Source organism: Micromonospora vinacea, assembly GCF_015751785.1.
Taxonomy (GTDB): Bacteria; Actinomycetota; Actinomycetes; order Mycobacteriales; family Micromonosporaceae; genus Micromonospora; species Micromonospora vinacea.
The window spans coordinates 5,705,815-5,727,509 of sequence record NZ_JADOTY010000001.1; the positions used below are offsets into that span (position 1 = coordinate 5,705,815).

Here is a 21,695-nt window from a genome sequence, read left to right on the forward strand (position 1 = left end):
AGAGTCACCACTGTACTGACCGCTGGTCAGTAGAATCAACGGTGATCGTGCCCACCGGTCAGGACGTCGCTAGGCTGGCCGGCATGACGGCCGATCCCGCGGACGACACCCGCACCCGGATCCTGCGCGCCGCGCTCGACCTGTTCGCCGAGCACGGCTACCAGCGGACCTCGCTGCGGCAGATCGGCGAGCGGCTACGGCTGACCAAGACCGCCATCCTGTACCACTTCCCGGCCAAGGAGCACCTGCTCGCCGCCCTGATCGAGCCACTGCTGGCCGACCTGGAGAGGCTGCTCGACGCCACGCAGGGACAGCCGACCGAGCAGGCCCGGTGGACGGTGCTGGAGGGCTGGGTGGACATCATGCTCGCCCACCGCCGACCGCTCGGCATGCTCTATCACGACATCGCGCTTGTCGGTCGGGGCGACACATACCATCGATTGATCACGATTGCGATGCGGGCGAACGACGTCATCGCGGGGCCGGACGCCGGGCGTCGGGAGCGGGTCCGGGCGGTGCAGGCGGTCGCCGCGTGCAGCGATCCGATCGTCTTCTTCACCGACGTGCCGGACGAGGTGCTGCGCGCGGACATGCTCGACGGCGTACGCCGACTGCTGGCCCCGCCGCCCACGGACGCCGCAGCCCCGCCGCCCCTGAGCGCGGCAGCCGGGCCGCACGCGAACGCGGGAGCCGGACCGCACGCGAACGCCGCGGCCGGGGCGCGCACCGAACTCGCGGCCGGGACGCGCGGGACCACGACGGTCCCGGCGTCGGCGCGCGAAACCCCGGCGCCCGGGACCGAGAGGGACGCCGCTTCGGGGAGCGCGGCCCCGGCGACGTCACCGGGCCCGGCCGGCGGAGCGGCGGGCCGGCGTCGACGGCCGGGACGGCCGCCCGCGCTGGGGCGGGAGCAGGTCGAGGCGGCCCGGCGGATGCACGCGGCGGGCACCCACTCGGTGGACGCCATCGCCGCCGCGCTGGGTGTCTCGCGGGCCACCGTCTACCGCCACCTGACCACGCAATAATGAGACGGTTTCAAGACTGTTTCGAGACGGTTGTGAGTCGGGAACTCAGGCCGCCAGCGTGGCGTAGCGGCCGTTGCGGTCCAGCAGGCTGTCGTGGGTGCCGGCCTCGACGATGCGACCGTGGTCGAGCACCGCGATCTGGTCGGCGTCGCGGACGGTGGAGAGCCGGTGCGCGATGGTGATCGTGGTGCGCCCCTGGGCGAGCACGTCGAACGCCCGCTGCACGGCGCGTTCGGTCTCGGTGTCCAGTGCGCTGGTGGCCTCGTCGAGGACGAGGATGCGCGGGTCGCGCAGCAGCGTCCGGGCGATGGCGAGGCGCTGCTTCTCACCGCCGGAGAACCGGTGGCCGCGGGAACCGACCACTGTGTCGTACCCGTCGGGCAGCCCGGCGATGAGGTCGTGGATCTGGGCGGCGCGGGCGGCGTCCTCGATCTCGGTGTCGGTGGCCTCCGGCCGGGCGTAGCGCAGGTTCTCCCGGACGGTGGTGTGCAGCAGGTACGTCTCCTGGCTGACCACCCCGACGATCGCGGCGAGGTCGGCCAGGCGCAGGTCGCGCAGGTCGACGCCGTCGACGGTGATCCGGCCGGCGGTCGGGTCGTGCAGCCGGCTGACCAGCCCGGCGAGGGTGCTCTTGCCGGAGCCGGTCTCGCCGACCAGGGCGAGGCTGGTGCCGGCGGGCACGTCGAGGGTGACCCCGGCGAGGGCGGCGGTGTCACTGCCCGGGTAGCCGAAGGTGACGTCCTCCAGGCGCAGATGGCCGCGCACGTGGGCAGGGTCGAGGCGGACCGGCTCGGCGGGGTCGGCCACGTCGACCGGCAGGTCCAGGTATTCGAAGATCCGGGCGAAGAGCGCCAGCGACGCGGTGAGCGAGACCCCCACGTTGAGCAGCCCCATCAGCGGCCGGAACAGGCCGCCCTGCAGGGCGGTGAAGGCGACCAGGGTGCCGATGCTCAGCGTGCCGGCGGTGCCGGGCAGCCCGGCGGCGAGGTAGATGACCGCCGGTACGGCGGCGAAGATGATGCTCATCGAGGCCATCCGCCAGCGGCCGGCCAGCTCACTGCGCAGTTCCAGGTCGACCAGGCGGGCCGAGGAGGCGGTGAACCGGTCGATCAGCGCGGGGCCGGTGCCGAGGGTCTTCGCCAGTTGTACGCCGCTGATCGAGAGCCCCTCCTCGACTGTGACGTTGAGGTCGGCGAGTTCGCGTTGCCGCTGGGCGGTGATCTCGCGGCGCATCCGGGCGACCCGTCGGGTCAGCCAGATGGCCGGCGGCAGCACCACGAGCGAGACCAGGGAGAGCTGCCAGGAGAGCGCGACCATGGCGACCACTGTGGCGACCACCGTGGTGAGGTTGGCGGCGACGGCGGTGGCGGTGGAGGTGACCACCGACTGCATGCCGCCGATGTCGTTGGTGATGCGGGACTGCACCTCGCCGGTGCGGGTGCGGGTGAAGAAGCCGAGCGACTGGCGCTGGAGGTGGCTGAAGACGTCGGTACGCAGCCGGTGCATGACCCGCTGGCCGACCTGGGTGGAGATCCAGGTCTGCACGACGCCGAGGGCTGAGGTCACCGCCGCGACGGCGACCATGCCGAGGACCAGCCAGACCAGCAGCGTCACGTCGCCCTGCGGCAGGGCCCGGTCGATCACGGCGCGCAGCAGGAACGGGCTGGCCATCGCGATGATCGAGGAGACCACGATGATCGCGGTGACGGCGGCCAGTGCGGGCCGGTGGGGGGTGAACAGGCGACCGATGCGGCGCAGCGACACCTGACGGGCCTGGGCCTTCTCTTCGGCGCTGAGGGTGCGGTGGCCGCGGTCGCGGCCCTTCGGGGTGGGTTCCAAGGGGGCACTACCTTTCGTCGGCAATATTGCTGAGGTTACCTCATCATGAGGGAGCAACCACATATCCTGCTACCGTATTCCGGTGACCGAGCACACCGTCGACAGCGCCGACGACGAGAGCCTGGCGGAGACGTTCTGGGCCGTGGCGTCCCGTCTGCGCCGGCAGACCCGCGACTCACTGGCGCCCTGGGATGTCACCCCCAGCCAGTCTCGAGCCCTCGGCGTGCTGGCCCGCCACGGCGAGGTACGCCCCGGCACCCTCGCCGAGCACCTGCGCATCGCGCCCCGCTCGGCGACCGAGGTCGTCGACGACCTCCAGACCCGAGGGCTGGTCGAGCGCCGACCCGACCCGGGCGACCGCCGGGCGACACTTGTCGCGCTCACCGAGGAGGGCGACCGCGTCAGCACCGCCATCCGGGCCGCGCGCCGGGCCGAGGCCGACCGCTTCTTCGGCCACCTCAACGACACCGACCGCGCCGAGCTGGCCCGCATCCTGCGCACCCTGCGCGGCTGACGGGTTTGCCCGCCGCGCGCACGGGTAGCCAGCGCCCCCGTCCGGTCGGCGGGACCGGCCGGCACCGGTCGGGGGCGAGGTGACGGGAGGCCCGGCTGATGTGCGGGATCAGCGGGGAGGCGCGGTTCGACGGCCACTCGCCCGACGCGGCGGCGGTCACCCGGATGACCGAGGCGATGCGCTCACGCGGCCCGGACGACGAGGGGCTGTTCACCGACGGTTGGGTGACCCTGGGGCACCGCCGGCTGACCATCATCGACCTGTCCGAGGCGGGCGGGCAGCCGATGGTCCGCGACGACCTGGGCCTGGCCCTGGTCTTCAACGGCTGCATCTACAACTACCCGGAGCTGCGCGAGGAGCTACGCCGGGCCGGGTACGCCTTCCACTCCACCAGCGACACCGAGGTGATCCTGGTGGCGTACGCCCACTGGGGTGAACGGTTCGTCGACCACCTGGTCGGCATGTTCGCGATCGGGCTGGTCGACCGGGTCCGGCGGCGACTGATCCTGGCCCGCGACCGGCTCGGCATCAAACCGCTCTACCTCGCCGAGACACCGGGCCGGCTGCGGTTCGCCTCCACCCTACCCGCGCTGCTGCGGGCCGGCGACGTCGACACCGGCATCGACCCGGTGGCGCTGCACCACTACCTGTCCTGGCACTCCATTGTGCCCGCGCCCCGGACCGTGCTGCGCGGCGTGCGCAAGCTGCCACCGGCCACCCTGCGGGTGATCGAGGCGGACGGGCGCAGCCGCGAGGAGGTCTACTGGCGACCCGACTACGTGCGGGAGCCCGCCGACGCGGGGATGGACGCCGCCGACTGGCGGGCCGCGATCGGCGACGCGCTGCGTGCGGCGGTACGCCGACGGTTGGTCGCCGACGTGCCGGTGGGGGTGCTGCTCTCCGGTGGACTGGACTCCAGCCTGATCGTGGCGTTGCTCGCCGAGGCCGGCCAGCAACACCTGCGGACGTTCAGCATCGGCTTCGACAGCCACGACGGGGAGTCCGGCGACGAGTTCCACTACTCGGACCTGGTGGCCCGTTCGTACGACACCGACCACCATCGGATCCGACTGGCCGACGACGACCTGGTGCCCGCCGTCCGACGAGCCGTGCTGGCGATGACCGAGCCGATGGGCAGCCACGACGTGGTCGCCTTCCACCTGCTCTCCGAGCAGGTGGCGCAACACGTGAAGGTGGCCCAGTCGGGGCAGGGCGCCGACGAGGTGTTCGCCGGCTACGGCTACCACCAGCCACTGGTCGAGGCGCCCCGGCACGGCGCCGCCGAGACGTTCGCCGCCGCGTTCTTCGACCGCGACCATGACGAGTTGCGCCGCATCGTCGGCCCGGCGTACGCGCTGGAGCACGACGCCAGCCGGGACCTGCTCGCCGGGCACCTAGCCGCACCTGGGGCGCAGACCGCGCTGGACGCCGTGCTGCGTCTGGACACCCACCTGATGCTTCCGGACGACCCGGTCAAGCGGGTGGACAGCATGAGCATGGCGTGGGGTCTGGAGGTGCGTACGCCCTTCCTCGACCAGGACCTGGTCACCCTGGCCGCGCACTGCCCGCCGGAGCACAAGGTCGCCCAGGGCGGCAAGGGCGTGCTCAAGGAGGTCGCCCGGGAGGTGCTGCCGGCCGAGGTGATCGACCGGCCGAAGGGCTACTTCCCGGTGCCGGCGCTGCGCAAGGTGGACGGTCCGGTGCGCGAGCTGGTCGCCGAGGCGTTGCAGGCGCCGGCCGCGCGCGAGCGAGGGCTGTTCCGCCCGGAGTACGTGGCCCACCTGCTCGCCGAGCCGGACCGGGCGGAGGCGGCGGCCGGCAGCAACAAGCTGTGGCAGCTCGGCCTGCTGGAGCTGTGGCTCCAGACCCACGACATCCGTTGAGGCATCGGTCCGCCGCACGCGCGCGGTCAGCCGGCGGCCGTGCGGACGACCAGGTCGTCGAGGACCGCGCGCAGGTCACCGGCGCGGTCCAGCACCTGCCGCTGCCGGGTGGCGCCGGTGCCGTCGCGGCGCAGCCGGGCGAGCTGCGCCAACACGTACCCGAGGTCGCCGTGGCGCAGGAGGGCCGGGGCGATCACCGCCATCAGCTCGTCGACGAGTGCCCAGGCGGGCCGGGTGCCACCGGCGCGCAGGTCGATCAGATCGCCGTCGAGACCGTCGTGGGCGGCCCGCCAGTGCGCCGCGGCGACGAGGCAGTCCCGGACGTCCGGGGCGCTCACCCCGGCGCGTACGTCGTCGACGAGGGTGGCCACGAGGGACCGGACCAGCGCGGCGACGAGCACCGCGTCGTCCACCTCGGTGCAGACGTCACCGACCCGCACCTCCACCGTCGGATACGTCGGCGACGGCCGGGCGTACCAGTAGACCATCGCCGCGTCGAGCATGATGCCGGCGGCGATCAGCTGGTCGACAGTGCGGTCGTAGTCGGCGGCGGAGTCGAAGTACGGCGTCGGTCCGATGCTGGGCCACCGTTCCAGCTGCATCGCGCGCCAGCTGGCGTGCCCGGTGTCGTACCCGTCGTGCAGTGGCGAGTTGGTGGTGATCGCCTGCACCACCGGCAGCCACACCCGCAGGTGGTTGCAGACCTGCACGGCCAGTTCCCGGTCGGACAGTCCGACGTGCACGTGGCAGCCGCACACCGCCGGGTCGTGCGCCACCGGCCCGTACCGGCGTGACATCGCGTGGTACCGCGGTTCGTCGGGGACCGTCCGGTGCGGTTCGGCAACCGGGGTGGCGCCGACCGCCACCAGCCGGGCCCCGGCCGCCGTGGCGGCCTCGGCGGCGGAGCGCCTCAACGCCACCAGGTGTGCGCGCAGTTCGGTGAGGCCGGCGCAGACCGGGGTGACCATCTCCACCATGCTGTGCCGGAACTCCTGGCGGCTCTGGTCGCGGGCGGGGCCGCGCAGCGCGGCGAGCACCTGGTCGGCGACCGGGAGGTTCCAGCCGCTGCCCGGGTCGAGCAGCAGGTACTCCTCCTCCACGCCGAGGGTGAGGGTGGACAGGTCGGGTGCGGTGTCGACGGCGGTCGGACGGTACGCCATGGCCCCTCCCATCCCCTGCTGCGGCGGTGCCTCGGGTTCCCGGCCTACCCCGATGACAAACCCGCGGAGGCCAGGTAGCGCCCTAGCATTGCTCCAATGATCGAGGACTTCGCGGATCGGCTCCTGTGCGACATGGCCAGCCTCGACCCCTGCACAGCGGTCGTCGAGGCTGGCGAGCAGGACGTCGACGCGCTTACCGACTACAGCCCGGAGGGCCACCAGGCCCGCGCCGACCTCGCAGCCCGCGCCCTGTGCGAGCTGGAGAGCCTGGGCGACGCACTGACGGCCGTGGGCCCGCTGCACGCCCACCTCGCCGAACGGCTGCATACGCGCATCGCCTTCCACGACGCCGGCGAGGATCTACGCGAACTGCACGCGGCGGCCACCGGCCCGCTCCAGCTCATCCGCCAGGCCGTCGAGGCCGCGGTACCCGGCCCTGGCGCCGAGGGCGCGGCGTTCGAGGAGGCCTGGGCTCGTGTCGGCGCACGCATGGCCGCGATCCCCGCGGCTCTGGACGGGTACGCCCGCAGCCTCCTACTCGCCGCGGAGCGCGGCAATCTGCCGGCGCGGCGCCAGGTGGAGCTCGTCACGCAGCGCTGCCGAAACTGGATCGACAACGATGCGGCAGTGGTGAATTGCTACGGCGAGGGGCGTCAGCGGGCGTCGTTGCAGGCCGCAGCGACGGGCGCGCGAGAGGCGTATCAGAAACTCGCCGAGATGCTGAGCGCAGACCTGGCACCGCGGGCCGTTGAGGAGGAGGCGTTCGGCCAGCAGCGGTACGCACTCTGGGTGCGCGCCTTCCTCGCGGCCCAACCTGATGTGTGCGAGCTGTACGACTGGGGCTGGGACGAGTTCCGAGCGACTGAGGCAGAGCTGATCGCGGAGGCGAAGGCCCTGGGCGGGAGCGTGCCCGAGGTGCTTGCCCGGCTCGCCAGCCCCGACGCACCCGGCGCCCTGCACAGCAGGGGGGCGTTCGCCGCGTGGCTGCAGGAGCTGTTGGAAGCCGCCGTCGAGCGGCTGGACGGCGTGTACTTCGACATCCCCGCCCCGCTGCGGAGCATCGAGTCGCGGTTGACCACGTCGTCCGGCATTGCCTACATTGGGCCGTCGCGCGACCTGACGCGGCCGGGCCGGGTCTGGTGGTCCATCCCCGAGGACGCGACGAGTTTCCCCACCTGGTACGCCTACAGCACCGCCTATCACGAGGGTGTTCCCGGCCACCACCTCCACCTCGGCTCCGAGGTCTGCCGGGGAGTCCTCGGGCAGAGACTCAACCTGCTCGGCGGCCTCTCCGGCAGTCAGGAGGGTTGGGCACTGTACGCCGAGCGGTTCATGGATGAGCTCGGGCTCTATGAAGAGCCGGGTGCTCGACTGGGGTACCTGTACATGCAGCTCCTGCGGGCAGCCCGGGTCGTGCTCGACATCGGCCTGCACCTGCGACTGCCGATGCCCTCCGGTGGCGGAGCAGTGTGGACGCCGGATGCTGCGCTGCAGCTGCTGCGGGACCGCTGTCACCAGGGGCCCTACGCGTCCGCCGAGCTCGGGCGCTACCTGGGGCGGCCGGGGCAGGCGCTGGCCTACAAGGCGGGTGAGCGCGTGTGGCTGGCAGGCCGCTCGTCCTTCCCCGGCGACCGGCGCGCATTCCATCGTCACGCGCTGGAGCTGGGTTCGCTGGGCTTGGATCAGTTGACAGCTTCCCTCGACTCCCCGCCTACCCCGGTGGCAGACACGCGCTCAGGGCCGTCGCGCGTGCGGTGAGAAAGGCCCGTTCGGCCGCGTTGTCCGTCAGGGCGACGGCCGTCCGGTACGCCTCGACGGCCTCCCCGCCCCGGCCGAGCCGGGCCAGCAGGTCGGCGCGGACCACGTGGTAGACGTGGTAGCCGACCAGGTCGAGGCGGTCCACCTCGGTCAGCGCCACCGCCGGTCCGGACATTTCGGCGACCGCGACGGCCCGGTTCAGCGCTACCACCGGGCTGGGGGCGACGACCGTCAGCTGGTCGTACAGCTGAAGGATCTGTGCCCAGTCGGTGTCGGCGGCGCGCCGCGCGGCGCTGTGCACGGCGGCGATCGCGGCCTGGATCTGGTACGGGCCGGGCCGGTCGCGGCGCAGGCAGCGGCGCACGAGCGCCTGCCCCTCGGTGATCAGCTCGGCGTCCCACCGGGCCCGGTCCTGGCTCGGCAGCGCCACCAGCTCACCCTCGGCGTTGGTCCGCGCGTCGCGGCGGGACTCGGTGAGCAGCATCAACGCGAGCAGACCGAGCGCCTCCGGCTCGTCCGGCATCAGCTCGACCAGCAGGCGGGTCAGCCGGATCGCCTCGACGCACAGCTCGGCGCGGACCAGCTGTCGCCCGGCGCTGGCCGTGTACCCCTCGTTGAAGATCAGGTAGAGCACCGCGAGAACCGCGTGCAGCCGGTCGGGCAGGTCGGCGTCGCGCGGCACGCGGTACGGGATCCGAGCGTTCCGGATCTTCGACTTGGCACGGACCAGCCGCTGCGCCATGGTCGGCTCCGGCACCAGGAAGGCGCGGGCGATCTCGGCGGTGCCCAGTCCGCCGAGCAGCCGCAGGGTGAGGGCGACCCGGGTGCTCGGGGCGAGCGCCGGATGGCAGCAGGTGAAGATCAGCCGTAGCCGGTCGTCGTGCACCGGTCCCTCCTCGACGGGACTGTCGGCGGCGAACAACAGGGCCGCCTGGGCGTGCCGGTCGACCCGGGACGCGTCGCGGCGCAGCCGGTCGATCGCCCGGTTCCGGGCCGTGGTGATGATCCAGCCGGCCGGACTGGGCGGCAGGCCGGTCGTCGGCCAGCGCGCCACCGCGACGACGAAAGCCTCCTGGACGGCCTCCTCGGCGAGGTCGATGTCGCCGAGGAGGCGAACCAGGACGGCGACCGCGCGGCCGTACTCGGCGCGGAACACCGCCTCCACGTCGGGCACTGTCAGTCGCCGGCCCCGCCCTGGAAGGGGCGCACCTCGATCGGCAGGGTGGTGGCCAGCGCGTAACGGCGACCCCAGTGCAGGGCGGCGTCCAGGTCCGGCACGTCGATGATGGTGATGCCGCCCAGGTACTCCTTGCCCTCCACGAACGGGCCGTCGGTGACCAGGACGTCGCCGTCGCGGGCGCGCAGCACTGTGGCGGTCTCCGGGCCGTGCAGTCCCTGACCGAAGACCCACGAACCGGTGGAGGCCAACTCGGCGCGCAGCTCACCGAGCTGGCGCATCACCCCGGCCAGAAACTCCGGGTCCGGGGGCAGCTCACCCTGCGGCTGGTGAAGGCTGAGCAGGTACAGCGTCATCGTTCCTCCTCGCGGGGGGCCGGCCCGTCGCCGACCTCTCATCCTCCACACGATCGGCCGCCGCCCAGATCGACAGGCCGGCGGAAAATTCTCGGCGTCCGACCCGGCCCGGTGTTGGCGTCCTTTGCTCTGCACCCGCGGATGCGACGGGTGCGCAGGCACGGCTGGCGCGTCGGCGGGTGCAGAGCAAAGGACGAAGAACGGGGGACGGGGGTACGGTCCGCCAGTGCCGCGACCGGAGCCGGTAGTCATGCCTGCGACGGTTGTGGGTAGACCCCGGTGTGGTCGACGGCTTGCGGGTGATCGTGGTCGGCGCCGGCTTCTCCGGTCTCGCGGCCGCGTTGGCGCTGAGCCGCGCCGGCGCCCAGGTGCGGGTGCTGGAGGCCCGTGACCGGGTGGGCGGGCGGGTGTTGACCCGGTGGCTGCCCGAGCTCACGCAACTCGACCTGGGGGCGCAGTGGATCGGCCCGACCCAGGACCGGATGTACGCGTTGGTCGCCGAGCACGGGCTGGCCACCTTCGCCTCGGCATCTGTCGGCGCGCCCTCACTGCTCTGGGCCGGTGAGCGCCGGGCCGAGCCGCCGGCACAGGTGGGCCGGGTGCTCGGCCTGCTCGACGAGTACGCCGCACGTCTGGACCCGGCCGCACCCTGGGCGACGCCGGATGCCGCCCTGTGGGACCGGACGACCCTCGGCGGGTGGCTGGCCACCACGGCCGGGGACGACGACACCGCCGACTACCTGGGGCGGCTGCTCGCCGGCGGGCTGCTGGCCACCGGCGCGGACGAGCTGTCCCTGTTGCACCTGCTGTTCTACCTGCGCAGCGCTGGCGGGACCGGGCCGTTGCTGGGGATGGCCGGCGGCGCGCAGCAGGACCGGATCGTGGGCGGGCCGGCTGCGCTGGCGGAGCGGATGGCCACCGCCCTGCCGCCGGGCACGCTGACGCTGGCCGCGCCGGTGCGAGCCATCGAACAGACCGCCGGCGGCGCGACCGCGTGGACCGACACCGGGCGCGTCGACGGCGACGCCGTGGTGGTCGCGCTGGCCCCGGCACTGGCCGGACGGATCCGGTACGACCCGCCGCTGCCCCCGCTGCGTGACGGGCTCACCCAGCGCATGCCGATGGGGTCGGCGCTGAAGGTGCACGCCGTCTATCCGGAGCCGTTCTGGCGGGCCGACGGGCGCTCCGGGGTGGCCACCAGCAGCGCCGGTCCGCTCACCGAGACGGTCGACAACTCCACCCCCACCTCGCCGCTCGGGGTGCTGACCGGGTTCAGCTACTCCACGGACGCCGCCGCGCTTCGCGGCATGTCCCCCGCGCGACGTCGGCAGTGCCTGCTGGAGGCGTTCGCCAGCGCGGTCGGGCCGCGCGCCGAGGACCCGGTGGACCTCGTCGAGTACGACTGGTCGGCCGACGAGTGGACCCGGGGCTGCTTCTCCGGTGCGCTCACCCCGGGCACCTGGCGGACGTACGGTCCGCACCTGCGGGCGCCGGTGGGGCGGGTGTACTGGGCGGGCACCGAGACGGCCACCCGCTGGAGTGGCTACCTGGAGGGCGCGGTGCGCGCCGGTGAGCGGGCGGCGGCCGAGGTGCTGGCCGGCTGAACCGGCACGACCGAGCCGGCCCGGTCTCGGCGGGACCGGGCCGGCCACGGCCCTGGGTGCTACCCGGCCGGCCCGGTCTCGGAGGACCGGGCCGACGCGGGCGCCCCGGTCAGGGGTAGGTGGTCAGGTACACCTGCTGGTTGGCCGCGTTCGCGGTGCCACCGGCGTTGTTGATCACCCGGTTGATGGTGCCGACGCCACCGAGCGAGACGGTGACCATGTTGGTGAAGCGCACGTTCGGGTTGGTGGGCACCTCGAAGGACCGTTCCTCGACCACCGCAGGGTTGACGTTGAAGTAGCTGTAGCTACCCAGCCCGAACGCCTGGTGACTGGTCACCGAGTCGGCGACCTTGTACGCGGCGTAGCCCCGGGTCGACCCGTTCATCCAGGCCGCCTGGTTGGGCGGGTCATAGGGCAGTTCGTTCTGGTAGAAGTACGTCCGCCCGCCGTTGCCGTTCCAGATGGTCTGGTACTTCTGGTAGTGCTCGACGAAGAGTCCGTACATGGTGACGTTGTCGCCGTTGACGGTGAGCCCGGTGTCGGCGGTGTTCAGCGTCCACCCGGTCGGCACTCCGCTGGCGGCGTGGTCGGCCCGCCACAGCCACATGTGGTCACCGATCACGTTGTCGCTGTTGACGGTCAGCGTGTTGGTGGCCTTGCCGACGTGCGGCCCGCCAATGCGGAAGAACACGTCGTGCAGCGAGGTCGGGTTCGTGGCGTGGCTCGCGGACGAGCCGGACGGCCCGACCTCCATCAGCACCGGCGAGTTCGTCGTGCCGGCCTCGAACATGAGGCCGGCGACCTTGACGCCGTCCACATCGGCCACCCGCATCCCCACCGCGCCGTTGTCGGCCTGGATGGTGGCCAGACCGAGGCCGAGGACGACAGTGTCGGCCCGGTTGACCTGGATCGGCTCGGTGACGTGGTGCACGCCCGGGGTGAAGAGCAGGTGCCGCCCCTGGGCGAGGGCCGCGTTGATGGTGGCGGCGCTGGTGCCCGGCTGGACCACGAAGAACTGCGACAGTGAGATGGACGAGCCGGCCGGGGTCTTGTTGTACCAGCTGGTGCCGGTGGAGTTGGTGCGCAGCGCCGGTACGAAGACCCGGTACTCACCGGTGCCGTCGACGTACAGGAACGGCTTCTCCCGGACCTGGGGGGTCTGCGGGATGACGGTGTGTGACGGGTTGGGGAAGCTCGGCGCGGGGGCGCCGTTGACGCCCTGGAAGACCATGTTCCAGACCGAGCCGGTCCAGCCGTTGCCGAACTCGCTGTTGCGGGAGTACCACTGCTGCTGCGAGCCGGAGACGACCAGGCCGTCGATGCGCGTGTCGGCGAGCAGACCGCCGCTGGACCAGCCGTCGCCGCCGTTCCAGAGTTGGATCTGGTTCTGCGCGCCGCGCAGGTGCATCCGCCGGTACGGTGCGGCCTGGGACACCGCCCAGCGCTCCACGGTCTGCCCGGCGGGCAGGGTGACCGAGAGGTTCTCGGCGGCCCGCCAGAAGTTCTGGGTGGCGTTGCCGCCGAACCAGAACGCCTCGGCGCGCACGTGGCCGTTGAGGTTGACGTCGTCGGGGCTCATGCCGAGGCCGGCGACCTGGGTGAAGAAGCCGAGGTTGACGTCGGCGGTGTAGTTGCCGGGCTTGAACAGCACCGCGTAGCGCTGCGGGCCGAACTGGTTGGTCTCCTGCTGGGTGAAGAGGGTGTTCAGTCGACTCTGGATGGTCGACGTCGGCGTGCTCGGGTCGAAGACGAAGGTGTTCGGCCCGAGGTTGGGGTTGTACGGGTCGGTCGTGCCGACCGGGGGTTCGCTGGTGCCGCCGGTGGTGTTCACCGCCAGTTCCCACAGCGAGTAGCCGTAGGCGGTGCCCCGGGCGGTGCCATACATCCGCAGGTAGCGGCCGCTGCCGGCGACGGTGAGGGACTGCGTCCCGCCGGTGGCCGTGGTGGTGGAGTAGACGGTGGTCCAGGTGGCCCCGTCGGCCGAGGTCTGGAGCTGGAAGGCACGGGCGTACGCGGCCTCCCAGGTGAGCACCACCCGGCAGATGGTGCGGGTGCTGCCCAGGTCGACGCGCAGCCACTGTGGGTCGCTGGCGGCGCTGGCCCAGCGGGTGCCCGGGTTGCCGTCGACCGCCGCGGATGCCGCGAGCCCGGCGTCCTGGCTGGACGACGCGGTCGCCGGGCTGCCCTGTGCGACGTTGGTGCTGCCGCAGGTCGGCGTGGTGCCGCCGGTCTCGCCGTACACCTGGAACTCCCAGAGCGAGTAGCCGTAGCCGGTGCCCCGGGCGGTGCCGTTCATCCGTACGTAGCGGCCGGCGCCGGTGACGGTGAGGTTCTGGGTGCCGCCGGTGCCGGTGGTGGTCGAGTAGATCGTCGTCCAGGTGGCCCCGTCGTCGGAGGTCTGGAGCTGGAAGGCCCGGCCGTAGGCGCCCTCCCAGAGCAGGTTGACCTGGCTGATGGTGGCGCGGGCGCCCAGGTCGACCTGGAGCCACTGCGGGTCGCTGAACGCGCTGGCCCAGCGGGTTCCGGTGTTGCCGTCGACGGCGGCGGAGGCGGGCGTTCCGGCGTTCTCGGTGGACGAGGCGGTTGCCGTACGGCCCTGGGACAGCAGGGAGGGGGCGGCCTGCGCGGGTGTCGTGGTTCCGGTCGGCGTGAGCGCCGCGACCAGGGCCACGGTGAGTCCGACGAGCAGGTGCCGCACAGCCCGGGGACGCGGGCGTACGGATGTAGCGCGAGATGTCATGACATCGCCTGTCGATAGGGGGTTACGGGGGTGCCGCGCGGATGGGATCGGCTCGCCCCGTGGCGCCGTGGGTGGTGCCGCCGATGCGGCGTCGCGGGTCGGAGAGCGCTCTCGTAGGAGTGTTGCGGCGAGATTGCGACGGCGTCAAGACATCGATCTATAGCTTCGTTATTTATCCCGAGGATTCTTTTTGGGTAATTTGCCGACGGCTCGGCAGTCGTCCCCGCTCAGCGGCGGACGCCACCCTCGGTGAGGAAGCGGGCGATCGGGAGGGTGGCAGCGCCCAGCGCCACCGCGTCCACCCCGAGCCGGCACAGCTCGATCGACGCTTGCTCGTACGGCTGGCGCAGCGCCTGCCGGCCGGCCGCCTCCCGCACGGCCGGCAGCAGGTCGCCGAGGGCCATCGCCGCCCAGCCACCGAGCACCACGCGCTCCGGGTTGAACAGGTTGATCAGGTTGGCCACCCCGGCGCCGAGGTAGCCGGCGGTGTCGTCCAGCACCCGTCGGGCGGTGGCCGAGGTCTCGGCGGCGGCGACCAGCGCGGCGATCTGGGACTCCTCGTCCTCGCCCGGCACCGGTCGACCCCGACGCGCCTCCCGGTAGCGGTCGATGATCGCCTCCGCCCCCACGTACGCCTCCAGGCAGCCGCGCGCGCCGCACCGGCAGGCCCGACCGCCGTACACCAGGGTGGTGTGCCCCCACTCCCCAGCGCTGCTGGACGCGCCCCGGTAGGTAGCGCCGTTTGTCACCACCGACGCGCCCACTCCCGAGCCGACCAGGGCGAAGACGGCGTGCCGGGCGCCCCGGCCGGCGCCGAACCACATCTCGGCCTGACCGAGGGTCTTCGCGCCGTTGTCGATGTGCAGCGGCAGGTCGGTGCCGGCGCCGATCAGGCGCTCCAGCGGCACCCGGTCCCAGCCGAGGGCCTGGGCGTGCACGACGGCCTCGGCGCCCTGCTCGACCACGCCGGAGACGCCGATGCCGACGCCCAGCACGTCGCCGGGGGCCACCCCGGCCGACCCGGTGACCGCGTCGATGCCGGCCAGCACGTGCCCGGCCACCAGGTCGGGCTCGGTACGGGCCGGGTCGAGCGGGTACTCGACGCTGCCCAGCAGGGTCATCGCGAAGTCGAACAGCTCCACCCGGACCCGGGTCTCGCCGACGTCCACGCCGACCAGGAAGGCGAAGCGGGGCGCGATCCGCAGCAGCATGCTGGGCCGGCCGCCGTCGGACTCGGCGGCGCCGGCCTCGGCGACCAGCCCTTCGTCGATCATGTCGGCCACCACGTTGCTGACCGCGGGCTGGCTCAGCCCGGTGCTGCGCACCAGGTCCTGCCGGGTGAGCGGGCCGTCCAGGAAGAGCCTGGTCAGCAGGGCGGACCGATTGCGCAGCCGCACGCTGCGGTTGGTGGCACGCGCCAGCTCCACTCGTCACCTCGTTCCCGTCGGCCGTTCGAGGCGACTGTAACCGCCTCGTGCTTGACGACCCACCGGCCAGCAACTTTAATGACGACATAAATTAAGCCGTGATGTAACTCCCGGGAAACGCCGACGGACCCCGACGGCGCACCCCCGAACCCTGTCCGCAGCCGGCCACCGTCGCCCAACCCCTATCGGCGACGAAGGTCGGTGGACCCCCACCACGCACCGGAAGGGCTGACCCGTGTCGAGACGACACCTCGGGATATTCACCGCCGCCGTACTGGCGGCCGCCTCGCTGACCGCCTGCGGTGGCTCCGGCGACGACTCCGCCGCATCGCCGAAGACGCTCACCTACTGGGCCAGCAACCAGGGCGCCAGCCTGGAGGCCGACAAGACCATCCTCCAGCCCGAGCTGGACAAGTTCGAGAAGCAGACCGGGATCAAGGTTACCGTCGAGGTGGTCCCCTGGTCGGACCTGCTCAACCGCCTGCTGGCCGCCGCCGCCTCCGGCAAGGGCCCGGACGTGGTCAACATCGGCAACACCTGGTCGGCGTCGTTGCAGGCAACCGGCGCGCTGGTCGAGTTCGACGACGCCGCCCTGCAGGCCGTCGGTGGCAAGGACCGGATCGTGCCCGCCGCGCTCGCCGCCGCCGGCGCCCCCGGCAAGCCTCCGGCCGCCGTGCCGCTCTACAGCATGGCGTACAGCCTGTACTACAACAAGAAGTCGTTCGCCGACGCCGGCATCACCGCGCCGCCCACCACCTGGGAGCAGCTCGCCGAGTACGGCAAGAAGCTGAGCACCGGCGGCAAGTGGGGCCTGGCGATCGAGGGGGCCAACCCGTCGGAGAACGCCCACCACGCCTTCACCTTCAGCCAGCAGTACGGCGGCGAGTGGTTCGACTCGGCCGGCAAGCCGACCTTCGACACCCCGCAGAACGTCTCGGCGATCAAGCGGTACATCGACTTCATGGCCGCCGACAAGATCACCAACCCGAGCAACGCCGAGTACGCGCAGAACCAGTCGGTCTCCGACTTCGCCAACGGCAAGGCCGCCATGCTGCTCTGGCAGTCCGCCGGGTCGAACCTGAAGACGCAGAACATGCCCGCCGACGCGTACGGGGTGGCCCCGGTGCCGTTCCTGGCCAGCCCGCCGGCCGGCGGCAAGAAGGTCAACAGCATGGTCGCCGGGATCAACATGGCGGTCTTCAAGCACACCAAGAACAAGGACGGCGCGCTGAGCTTCGTCAAGTTCATGACCAGCGACGAGGAGCAGACGATCCTCAACAAGACGTACGGGTCGCTGCCGGCGGTGAAGACCGCGGCCTCCGACCCGGCGTTCAGCGCCACCGAGCAGAAGACCATCCAGGAGACCCTCGTCACCACCGCGGCCCCGCTGCCGCAGGTGCCCGATGAGAGCACCTTCGAGACCCTGGTCGGCACCGCGATGAAGGAGTTGTTCGCCGACGCGGCCAGCGGCAAGCCGGTCACCGAGGAGTCGGTGAAGGCCAAGCTGACCGACGCGCAGCAGAAGATGCGCTGACCCAGGCGTCACCGGTGGCCGTGGTCGGGCGCTGAGCCCGGCCACGGCCACCGCCTCCGAGAGGACCCCGATGGCAACCAGCACCACCGCGCCGGACGCCGACCGGCGCGAACCCCGGGCCGGGTCGCCGGTCCGGGGGCCGGCCCGCCGGCCCCGCGGCCCCCGCCGCTCGCTCCTGCCGTACCTGCTGCTCGCACCGGCCGTCGTGCTGGAACTCGCCATCCACGTGATCCCGATGGTGGTCGGGGTCTGGATGAGCCTGCTGGAGCTGACCCAGTTCCACATCCGCGACTGGTCCACAGCGCCCTTCATCGGGCTGGAGAACTACCGGGCGACGCTCGACCTGAACAGCGCCGCCGGCAAGGAACTGCTGCACTCGTTCTGGATCACCCTGGCCTACAGCCTGCTCTCGGTCGGGTTCGCCTGGCTGCTGGGCATCTCGGCGGCGGTCGTCCTGCAACGGCCGTTCCGTGGACGGGCGATCCTGCGGGCGCTGTTCCTCACCCCGTACGCGCTGCCGGTCTACGCCGCCGTGATCACCTGGAGCTTCCTGCTGCAACGCGACACCGGCCTGGTCAACCACGTGCTCGTGGACCAGCTCGGGCTGATGGACGAACGGCCGTTCTGGTTGATCGGCGACAACAGCTTCTGGTCGCTGCTGGTGGTGTCGGTCTGGCGCAACTGGCCGTTCGCGTTCCTGTGCCTGATGGCCGGGTTGCAGAACGTGCCCGGCGAGCTGTACGAGGCCGCAGCGATCGACGGCGCCGGGTTCTGGCGCCGGCTGCGGTCGGTCACCCTGCCGATGCTGCGACCGGTCAACCTGGTGCTGCTGCTGGTGCTGTTCCTGTGGACGTTCAACGACTTCAACACCCCGTTCGTGCTGTTCGGCGGCTCCGCGCCGGAGCAGGCCGACCTGATCTCCATCCACATCTACCGCAGCTCCTTCAAGACCTGGGACTTCGGCTCCGGGTCGGCGATGTCGGTGGCGCTGCTGCTGTTCCTGCTCGTCGTCTCGGCCGCCTACCTGCTGATCACCAACCGTCGGAGGGACGACCATGCGTGAGACCGCCGGTGAGCGCTGGGGCCGGCGCATCGTGCTGACCCTGCTCACCCTCTTCGTCGTCATCCCGCTCTACGTGATGGTCACCTCCGCGGCGAAGCCGTTGCAGGACGTGCAGAACGGCTTCACCTGGTGGCCCAGCCGGCCCACCCTGCAACCGTTCATCGACATGTGGAGCACCGTGCCGCTGGCCCGGTACCTGGTGAACAGCCTTGTGGTGTCCAGCATCGCGGCGGTCTGCTCGGTGGCGGTGGCCATCTTCGCCGCGTTCGCGGTGAGCCGGTACCGGTTCCGCGGTCGCGGTGTCTTCTCGGTGACGGTGCTGTCCACGCAGATGTTCCCCGGCATCCTGTTCCTGCTGCCGCTGTTCCTCATCTACGTCAACCTGGGCAACGCCACCGGCATCGAGCTGTACGCCAGCCGTACCGGCCTGGTCATCACGTACCTGACCTTCTCGCTGCCGTTCTCGATCTGGATGCTGGTCGGCTACTTCGACTCGATCCCCCGGGGTCTGGACGAGGCGGCGCAGGTCGACGGCGCCGGTCCGCTGCGCACCCTGTTCCAGGTCATCCTGCCGGCCGCCGTGCCCGGCGTCGTCGCGGTCACCGTGTACGCGTTCATGACGGCGTGGGGTGAGGTGCTCTTCGCGTCGGTGATGACCGACGAGGGCAGCCGCACCCTGGCCGTCGGCCTGCAGGGCTACTCCACCCAGTTCAACGTCTACTGGAACCAGATCATGGCCGCCTCCCTGGTGGTCAGCATCCCGGTGGTCGTCGGGTTCCTGGCCCTGCAGCGCTACTTCGTCGCCGGCCTCACCGCCGGCGCGGTCAAGTGAGTCATCCAACCCCAGAGGAGAACCGTCCCGTGCCCGACCTGTCCAAGCTGCCACCCGACTTCCTCTGGGGTGTCGCCACGGCGGCATACCAGATCGAGGGGGCCGTCGACGTCGACGGCCGGGCGCCGTCCATCTGGGACACCTTCTCGGCGACCCCCGGCACTGTCGACAACGGCGACACCGGCGCGGTGGCGTGCGACCACTACCACCGGTGGCCGGAGGACCTGGCGCTACTGCGCCGACTCGGCGTGGACGCGTACCGGTTTTCGGTGGCCTGGCCGCGGGTCATGCCCGACGGCGTCGGGCGGGTCAACGCCGCCGGGCTGGACTTCTACGACCGGCTCGTCGACACGTTGCTCACCGACGGGATCCGGCCGTTCGTCACGCTCTACCACTGGGATCTGCCGCAGGTTCTCCAGGACCGGGGTGGTTGGCCGGAGCGCGCCACCGCCGAGGCGTTCGCCGACTACGCGGCGGTGGTGGCCGCACGCCTCGGTGACCGGGTCGCCGACTGGTGCACCGTCAACGAGCCGCTCTGCGTGTGCTGGATCGGGCACCTGGAGGGCAACATGGCCCCCGGCGAGCGGGACCTCACCCGGGCGGTGCACGCCTCGCACCACGTGCTGCTCGGGCACGGCCTGGCCACCCAGGCGATCCGCGCCAACGCCACCCGGCCGGCCTCGGTGGGCCTGGTGCTCAACCTCAGCCCGATCGAGGCGGCAACCGACCGACCCGAGGACGTCGCGGCGGCCCGCCGGGCCGACGGGCACGTCAACAGGTGGTGGCTGGACCCGATCCACGGGCGCGGCTACCCCGCCGACATGATCGCCACCTACGGGGTCGAGCCGCCGGTCCGCGGCGACGACCTCACGGTGATCGCCACGCCGACGGACTTCCTCGGGGTGAACTACTACTTCCGCCAGCTGGTGGTCGACGACCCGACCGGCGCGGCCCCGTACGCCCGGCAGGTGCCGGTGCCCGGCTCGGTGGAGACGGCGATGGGCTGGGAGATGTACCCGGCGGGCCTGGAGCGGCTCCTCGTCGACGTGCACGAGGAGTACCGGCCGGGCCGGATCATCGTCACCGAGAGCGGCTCGGCGTGGCCGGACGAGGTCACCGCCGACGGCACCGTGGAGGACAAGGAGCGCACCGACCACCTGGAGCAGCACCTGGCCGCGTGCGCGTCGGCGGTGGCCCGAGGGGTTCCCCTGGACGGCTACTTCGTCTGGTCGCTGCTGGACAACTTCGAGTGGGCGTACGGCTACGACAAGCGCTTCGGGCTGGTGCACGTCGACTACACCACCCAGCGCCGGACGGTGAAGGCGAGCGGTCTGCGCTACGCCGAGTTGATCCGCGCCCACCAGCGGCTCGCCCGCACCACCGGCACCGCGACGCCGGTGGCCTGAACGGGGGCGGCGCGAGCGGCCGCCCGGGGTGTCGACCCCGGGCGGCCGTTCCCGTCCCAATCGGACGAAACCGCCACCGACCGCGTTGCCGAGTGGCTAGCCTGCGGCAATGTCCGCAGCACGCGACGAGGTAGAGCAGCCCGATCCCAAGGGGCGGGTGTCCGCCACCGACCGGATGACGGCCTTCAGCGACGGCGTCTTCGCCATCGTCATCACGCTCCTGGTCATCGAGCTGCGGGTGCCCGAATACCACGAGGGCGAGCTGCTCAACGGTCTGCTCGACGAGGGCGCCTCCTACCTGGCCTTCGTGGTGTCCTTCGTCTACATCGGGGTGCTCTGGCTCAACCACCACGCGCTGCTGCGGCTGATCCGTGGCACCACGCTCACGTTGAGCTGGATCAACCTCGGCGTGCTCTTCGGCGCGGTGATCATCCCCTTCCCCACAGCGGTGCTGGCGTCGGCGTTCACCCACGGCGACACCGACGACCAACGCGCGGCCGTCGCCCTGTACGCGCTGGCCGCGGCGCTGATGTCGGCCCCCTGGCTGGTGTTCTTCGGCTACCTGCACCGCCACCCGGCGCTGCTGGAGCGCCGGGTCAGCCCCGAGTACGTGCGCATGCAGCGGCTGCGACCGGTCACCGGCCTGATCCTGTACGGCCTGAGCGGTCTGCTCGGTTGGTTCGTCAGCCCGTTGCTGGGCCTGATCGGCGTCATCGTCATGATCACCTATCACGCGGTCACCAGCGAGGGTCTGCCCCGCTGGCTGACCCGTCGTTGACCGGGCACAGCCGAAGCAGGTCGGCGGGGGTGTCCACGTCGACCGGGGACCCGACGTCGTCGCAGGGCACCTCGACCACCAGGTCCGGCCGGTCGCGCAGCAGGCCACGGGCGCCCCGGTCGCCGACGGCGTACCCGCCCAGCAGCGGCCAGGTCCGTCGATCCAGCAGGATCGGGTGCCCGGGGCGACCGGCGTAGGTGGCGACCGCGACGACAGCACCGCCGGCGTACGCCGCGCGCACCCGGCGCACCGCCACCGGGCTGAGCAGTGGCTGGTCGACGAGGACCACGACGACGGCCGGTACGACGGCCGGCAGCGAGGCCAGGCCCCGCAGCAGCGACGAGCCCAGCCCGTCGGGCCAGCGGTCGTGGCGGACCGGCACCGCGCCGGGCAGGTCGGGCACCTCGTCGGCTCCCGCGCCGAGCACCACGTGCACTGGCGTACAGCCGCCGTCGCCGAGCAGCCGGATCGCGCGCCGCACCAGCGGCTCGCCGTCCAGCTCGACAAGCGCCTTCGGTCGGCCGTAGCGCCGCCCGGCGCCGGCGGCCAGCAGCAGTCCGGCGGTCACCGTCGTCCCCTCCCGTACGAAGGGCTTTGCG

The 21,695-nt window shown here is 72.0% G+C and carries 17 protein-coding genes; 10 read left to right on the forward strand and 7 right to left on the reverse strand.

All coding sequences use genetic code 11. From position 1 onward, the window contains the following. Positions 1-83: 83 nt before the first annotated feature. Positions 84-1,025 carry a TetR family transcriptional regulator gene (locus IW249_RS26875; RefSeq protein ID WP_196923300.1) on the forward strand — a complete coding sequence of 314 codons (942 nt, stop codon included), beginning with the start codon at positions 84-86 and terminating at the stop codon, positions 1,023-1,025. Positions 1,026-1,070: 45 nt separating this feature from the next. Here the strand turns inward: IW249_RS26875 and IW249_RS26880 are convergent, their stop codons facing one another. After that, positions 1,071-2,864 (reverse strand): ABC transporter ATP-binding protein, encoded by a 1,794-nt coding sequence (locus IW249_RS26880; protein WP_196923301.1) that lies wholly within the window; start codon positions 2,862-2,864, stop codon positions 1,071-1,073. A gap of 82 nt (positions 2,865-2,946) precedes the next feature. Here IW249_RS26880 and IW249_RS26885 point away from each other — a divergent pair, with 82 nt between their 5' ends. Continuing rightward, a complete protein-coding gene (locus tag IW249_RS26885) occupies positions 2,947-3,378 on the forward strand; it encodes a MarR family winged helix-turn-helix transcriptional regulator (RefSeq protein WP_196923302.1) in 432 nt (143 codons plus the stop codon). Positions 3,379-3,476: 98 nt separating this feature from the next. Next, positions 3,477-5,261, forward strand: a complete 1,785-nt coding sequence (locus IW249_RS26890; RefSeq protein ID WP_196923303.1) for an N-acetylglutaminylglutamine amidotransferase — start codon at positions 3,477-3,479, stop codon at positions 5,259-5,261. Positions 5,262-5,287: 26 nt separating this feature from the next. Here IW249_RS26890 and IW249_RS26895 read toward each other — a convergent pair whose 3' ends face one another. Then, on the reverse strand, positions 5,288-6,421 hold the full coding sequence (locus IW249_RS26895; RefSeq protein WP_196923304.1) for a carboxylate-amine ligase: 1,134 nt from the start codon (positions 6,419-6,421) through the stop codon (positions 5,288-5,290). A 96-nt stretch (positions 6,422-6,517) separates the two neighbouring features. Between IW249_RS26895 and IW249_RS26900 the strand changes: the two genes are divergently transcribed. After that, positions 6,518-8,179 carry a DUF885 domain-containing protein gene (locus tag IW249_RS26900; protein ID WP_196923305.1) on the forward strand — a complete coding sequence of 554 codons (1,662 nt, stop codon included), beginning with the start codon at positions 6,518-6,520 and terminating at the stop codon, positions 8,177-8,179. Here the strand turns inward: IW249_RS26900 and IW249_RS26905 are convergent. Then, positions 8,133-9,353 (reverse strand): RNA polymerase sigma factor, encoded by a 1,221-nt coding sequence (locus IW249_RS26905; RefSeq protein WP_196923306.1) that lies wholly within the window; start codon positions 9,351-9,353, stop codon positions 8,133-8,135. The genes IW249_RS26900 and IW249_RS26905 overlap by 47 nt on opposite strands. A 2-nt stretch (positions 9,354-9,355) precedes the next feature. Then, positions 9,356-9,712 carry a YciI family protein gene (locus IW249_RS26910; RefSeq protein ID WP_196923307.1) on the reverse strand — a complete coding sequence of 119 codons (357 nt, stop codon included), beginning with the start codon at positions 9,710-9,712 and terminating at the stop codon, positions 9,356-9,358. 281 nt (positions 9,713-9,993) lie between these two features. Between IW249_RS26910 and IW249_RS26915 the strand changes: the two genes are divergently transcribed. After that, positions 9,994-11,316, forward strand: coding sequence for a flavin monoamine oxidase family protein (locus IW249_RS26915; protein WP_196923308.1), 1,323 nt, complete (start codon positions 9,994-9,996; stop codon positions 11,314-11,316). 109 nt (positions 11,317-11,425) lie between these two features. On the opposite strand, the gene IW249_RS26920 is transcribed toward IW249_RS26915, so the two are convergent. Both IW249_RS26920 and IW249_RS26925 read right to left on the reverse strand, forming a co-directional pair. Next, positions 11,426-14,056 (reverse strand): discoidin domain-containing protein, encoded by a 2,631-nt coding sequence (locus IW249_RS26920; protein WP_196923309.1) that lies wholly within the window; start codon positions 14,054-14,056, stop codon positions 11,426-11,428. A gap of 227 nt (positions 14,057-14,283) precedes the next feature. Continuing rightward, the gene (locus IW249_RS26925; RefSeq protein ID WP_196923310.1) at positions 14,284-15,483 is read right to left on the reverse strand and encodes an ROK family transcriptional regulator; all 1,200 of its coding nucleotides are present in this window, start codon (positions 15,481-15,483) and stop codon (positions 14,284-14,286) included. 235 nt (positions 15,484-15,718) lie between these two features. On the opposite strand from IW249_RS26925, the gene IW249_RS26930 reads away from it, so the two are divergent. From IW249_RS26930 to IW249_RS26950, 5 genes are all read left to right on the forward strand, one after another. Beyond that, on the forward strand, positions 15,719-17,017 hold the full coding sequence (locus IW249_RS26930; protein ID WP_091398604.1) for an ABC transporter substrate-binding protein: 1,299 nt from the start codon (positions 15,719-15,721) through the stop codon (positions 17,015-17,017). A gap of 70 nt (positions 17,018-17,087) precedes the next feature. After that, positions 17,088-18,080 (forward strand): carbohydrate ABC transporter permease, encoded by a 993-nt coding sequence (locus IW249_RS26935; RefSeq protein WP_196923311.1) that lies wholly within the window; start codon positions 17,088-17,090, stop codon positions 18,078-18,080. After that, positions 18,073-18,912, forward strand: a complete 840-nt coding sequence (locus IW249_RS26940; protein ID WP_091398610.1) for a carbohydrate ABC transporter permease — start codon at positions 18,073-18,075, stop codon at positions 18,910-18,912. Before IW249_RS26935 ends, IW249_RS26940 begins: the two co-directional genes overlap by 8 nt. Positions 18,913-18,941: 29 nt before the next feature. Then, positions 18,942-20,318 (forward strand): GH1 family beta-glucosidase, encoded by a 1,377-nt coding sequence (locus tag IW249_RS26945; RefSeq protein WP_196923312.1) that lies wholly within the window; start codon positions 18,942-18,944, stop codon positions 20,316-20,318. Positions 20,319-20,427: 109 nt separating this feature from the next. Next, positions 20,428-21,096, forward strand: coding sequence for a TMEM175 family protein (locus IW249_RS26950; protein WP_196923313.1), 669 nt, complete (start codon positions 20,428-20,430; stop codon positions 21,094-21,096). Here IW249_RS26950 and IW249_RS26955 read toward each other — a convergent pair. Continuing rightward, positions 21,056-21,664 (reverse strand): nucleotidyltransferase family protein, encoded by a 609-nt coding sequence (locus tag IW249_RS26955; RefSeq protein WP_307788719.1) that lies wholly within the window; start codon positions 21,662-21,664, stop codon positions 21,056-21,058. The two genes, IW249_RS26950 and IW249_RS26955, sit on opposite strands and share 41 nt — an antisense overlap. Between the last annotated feature and the right edge of the window lie 31 nt (positions 21,665-21,695).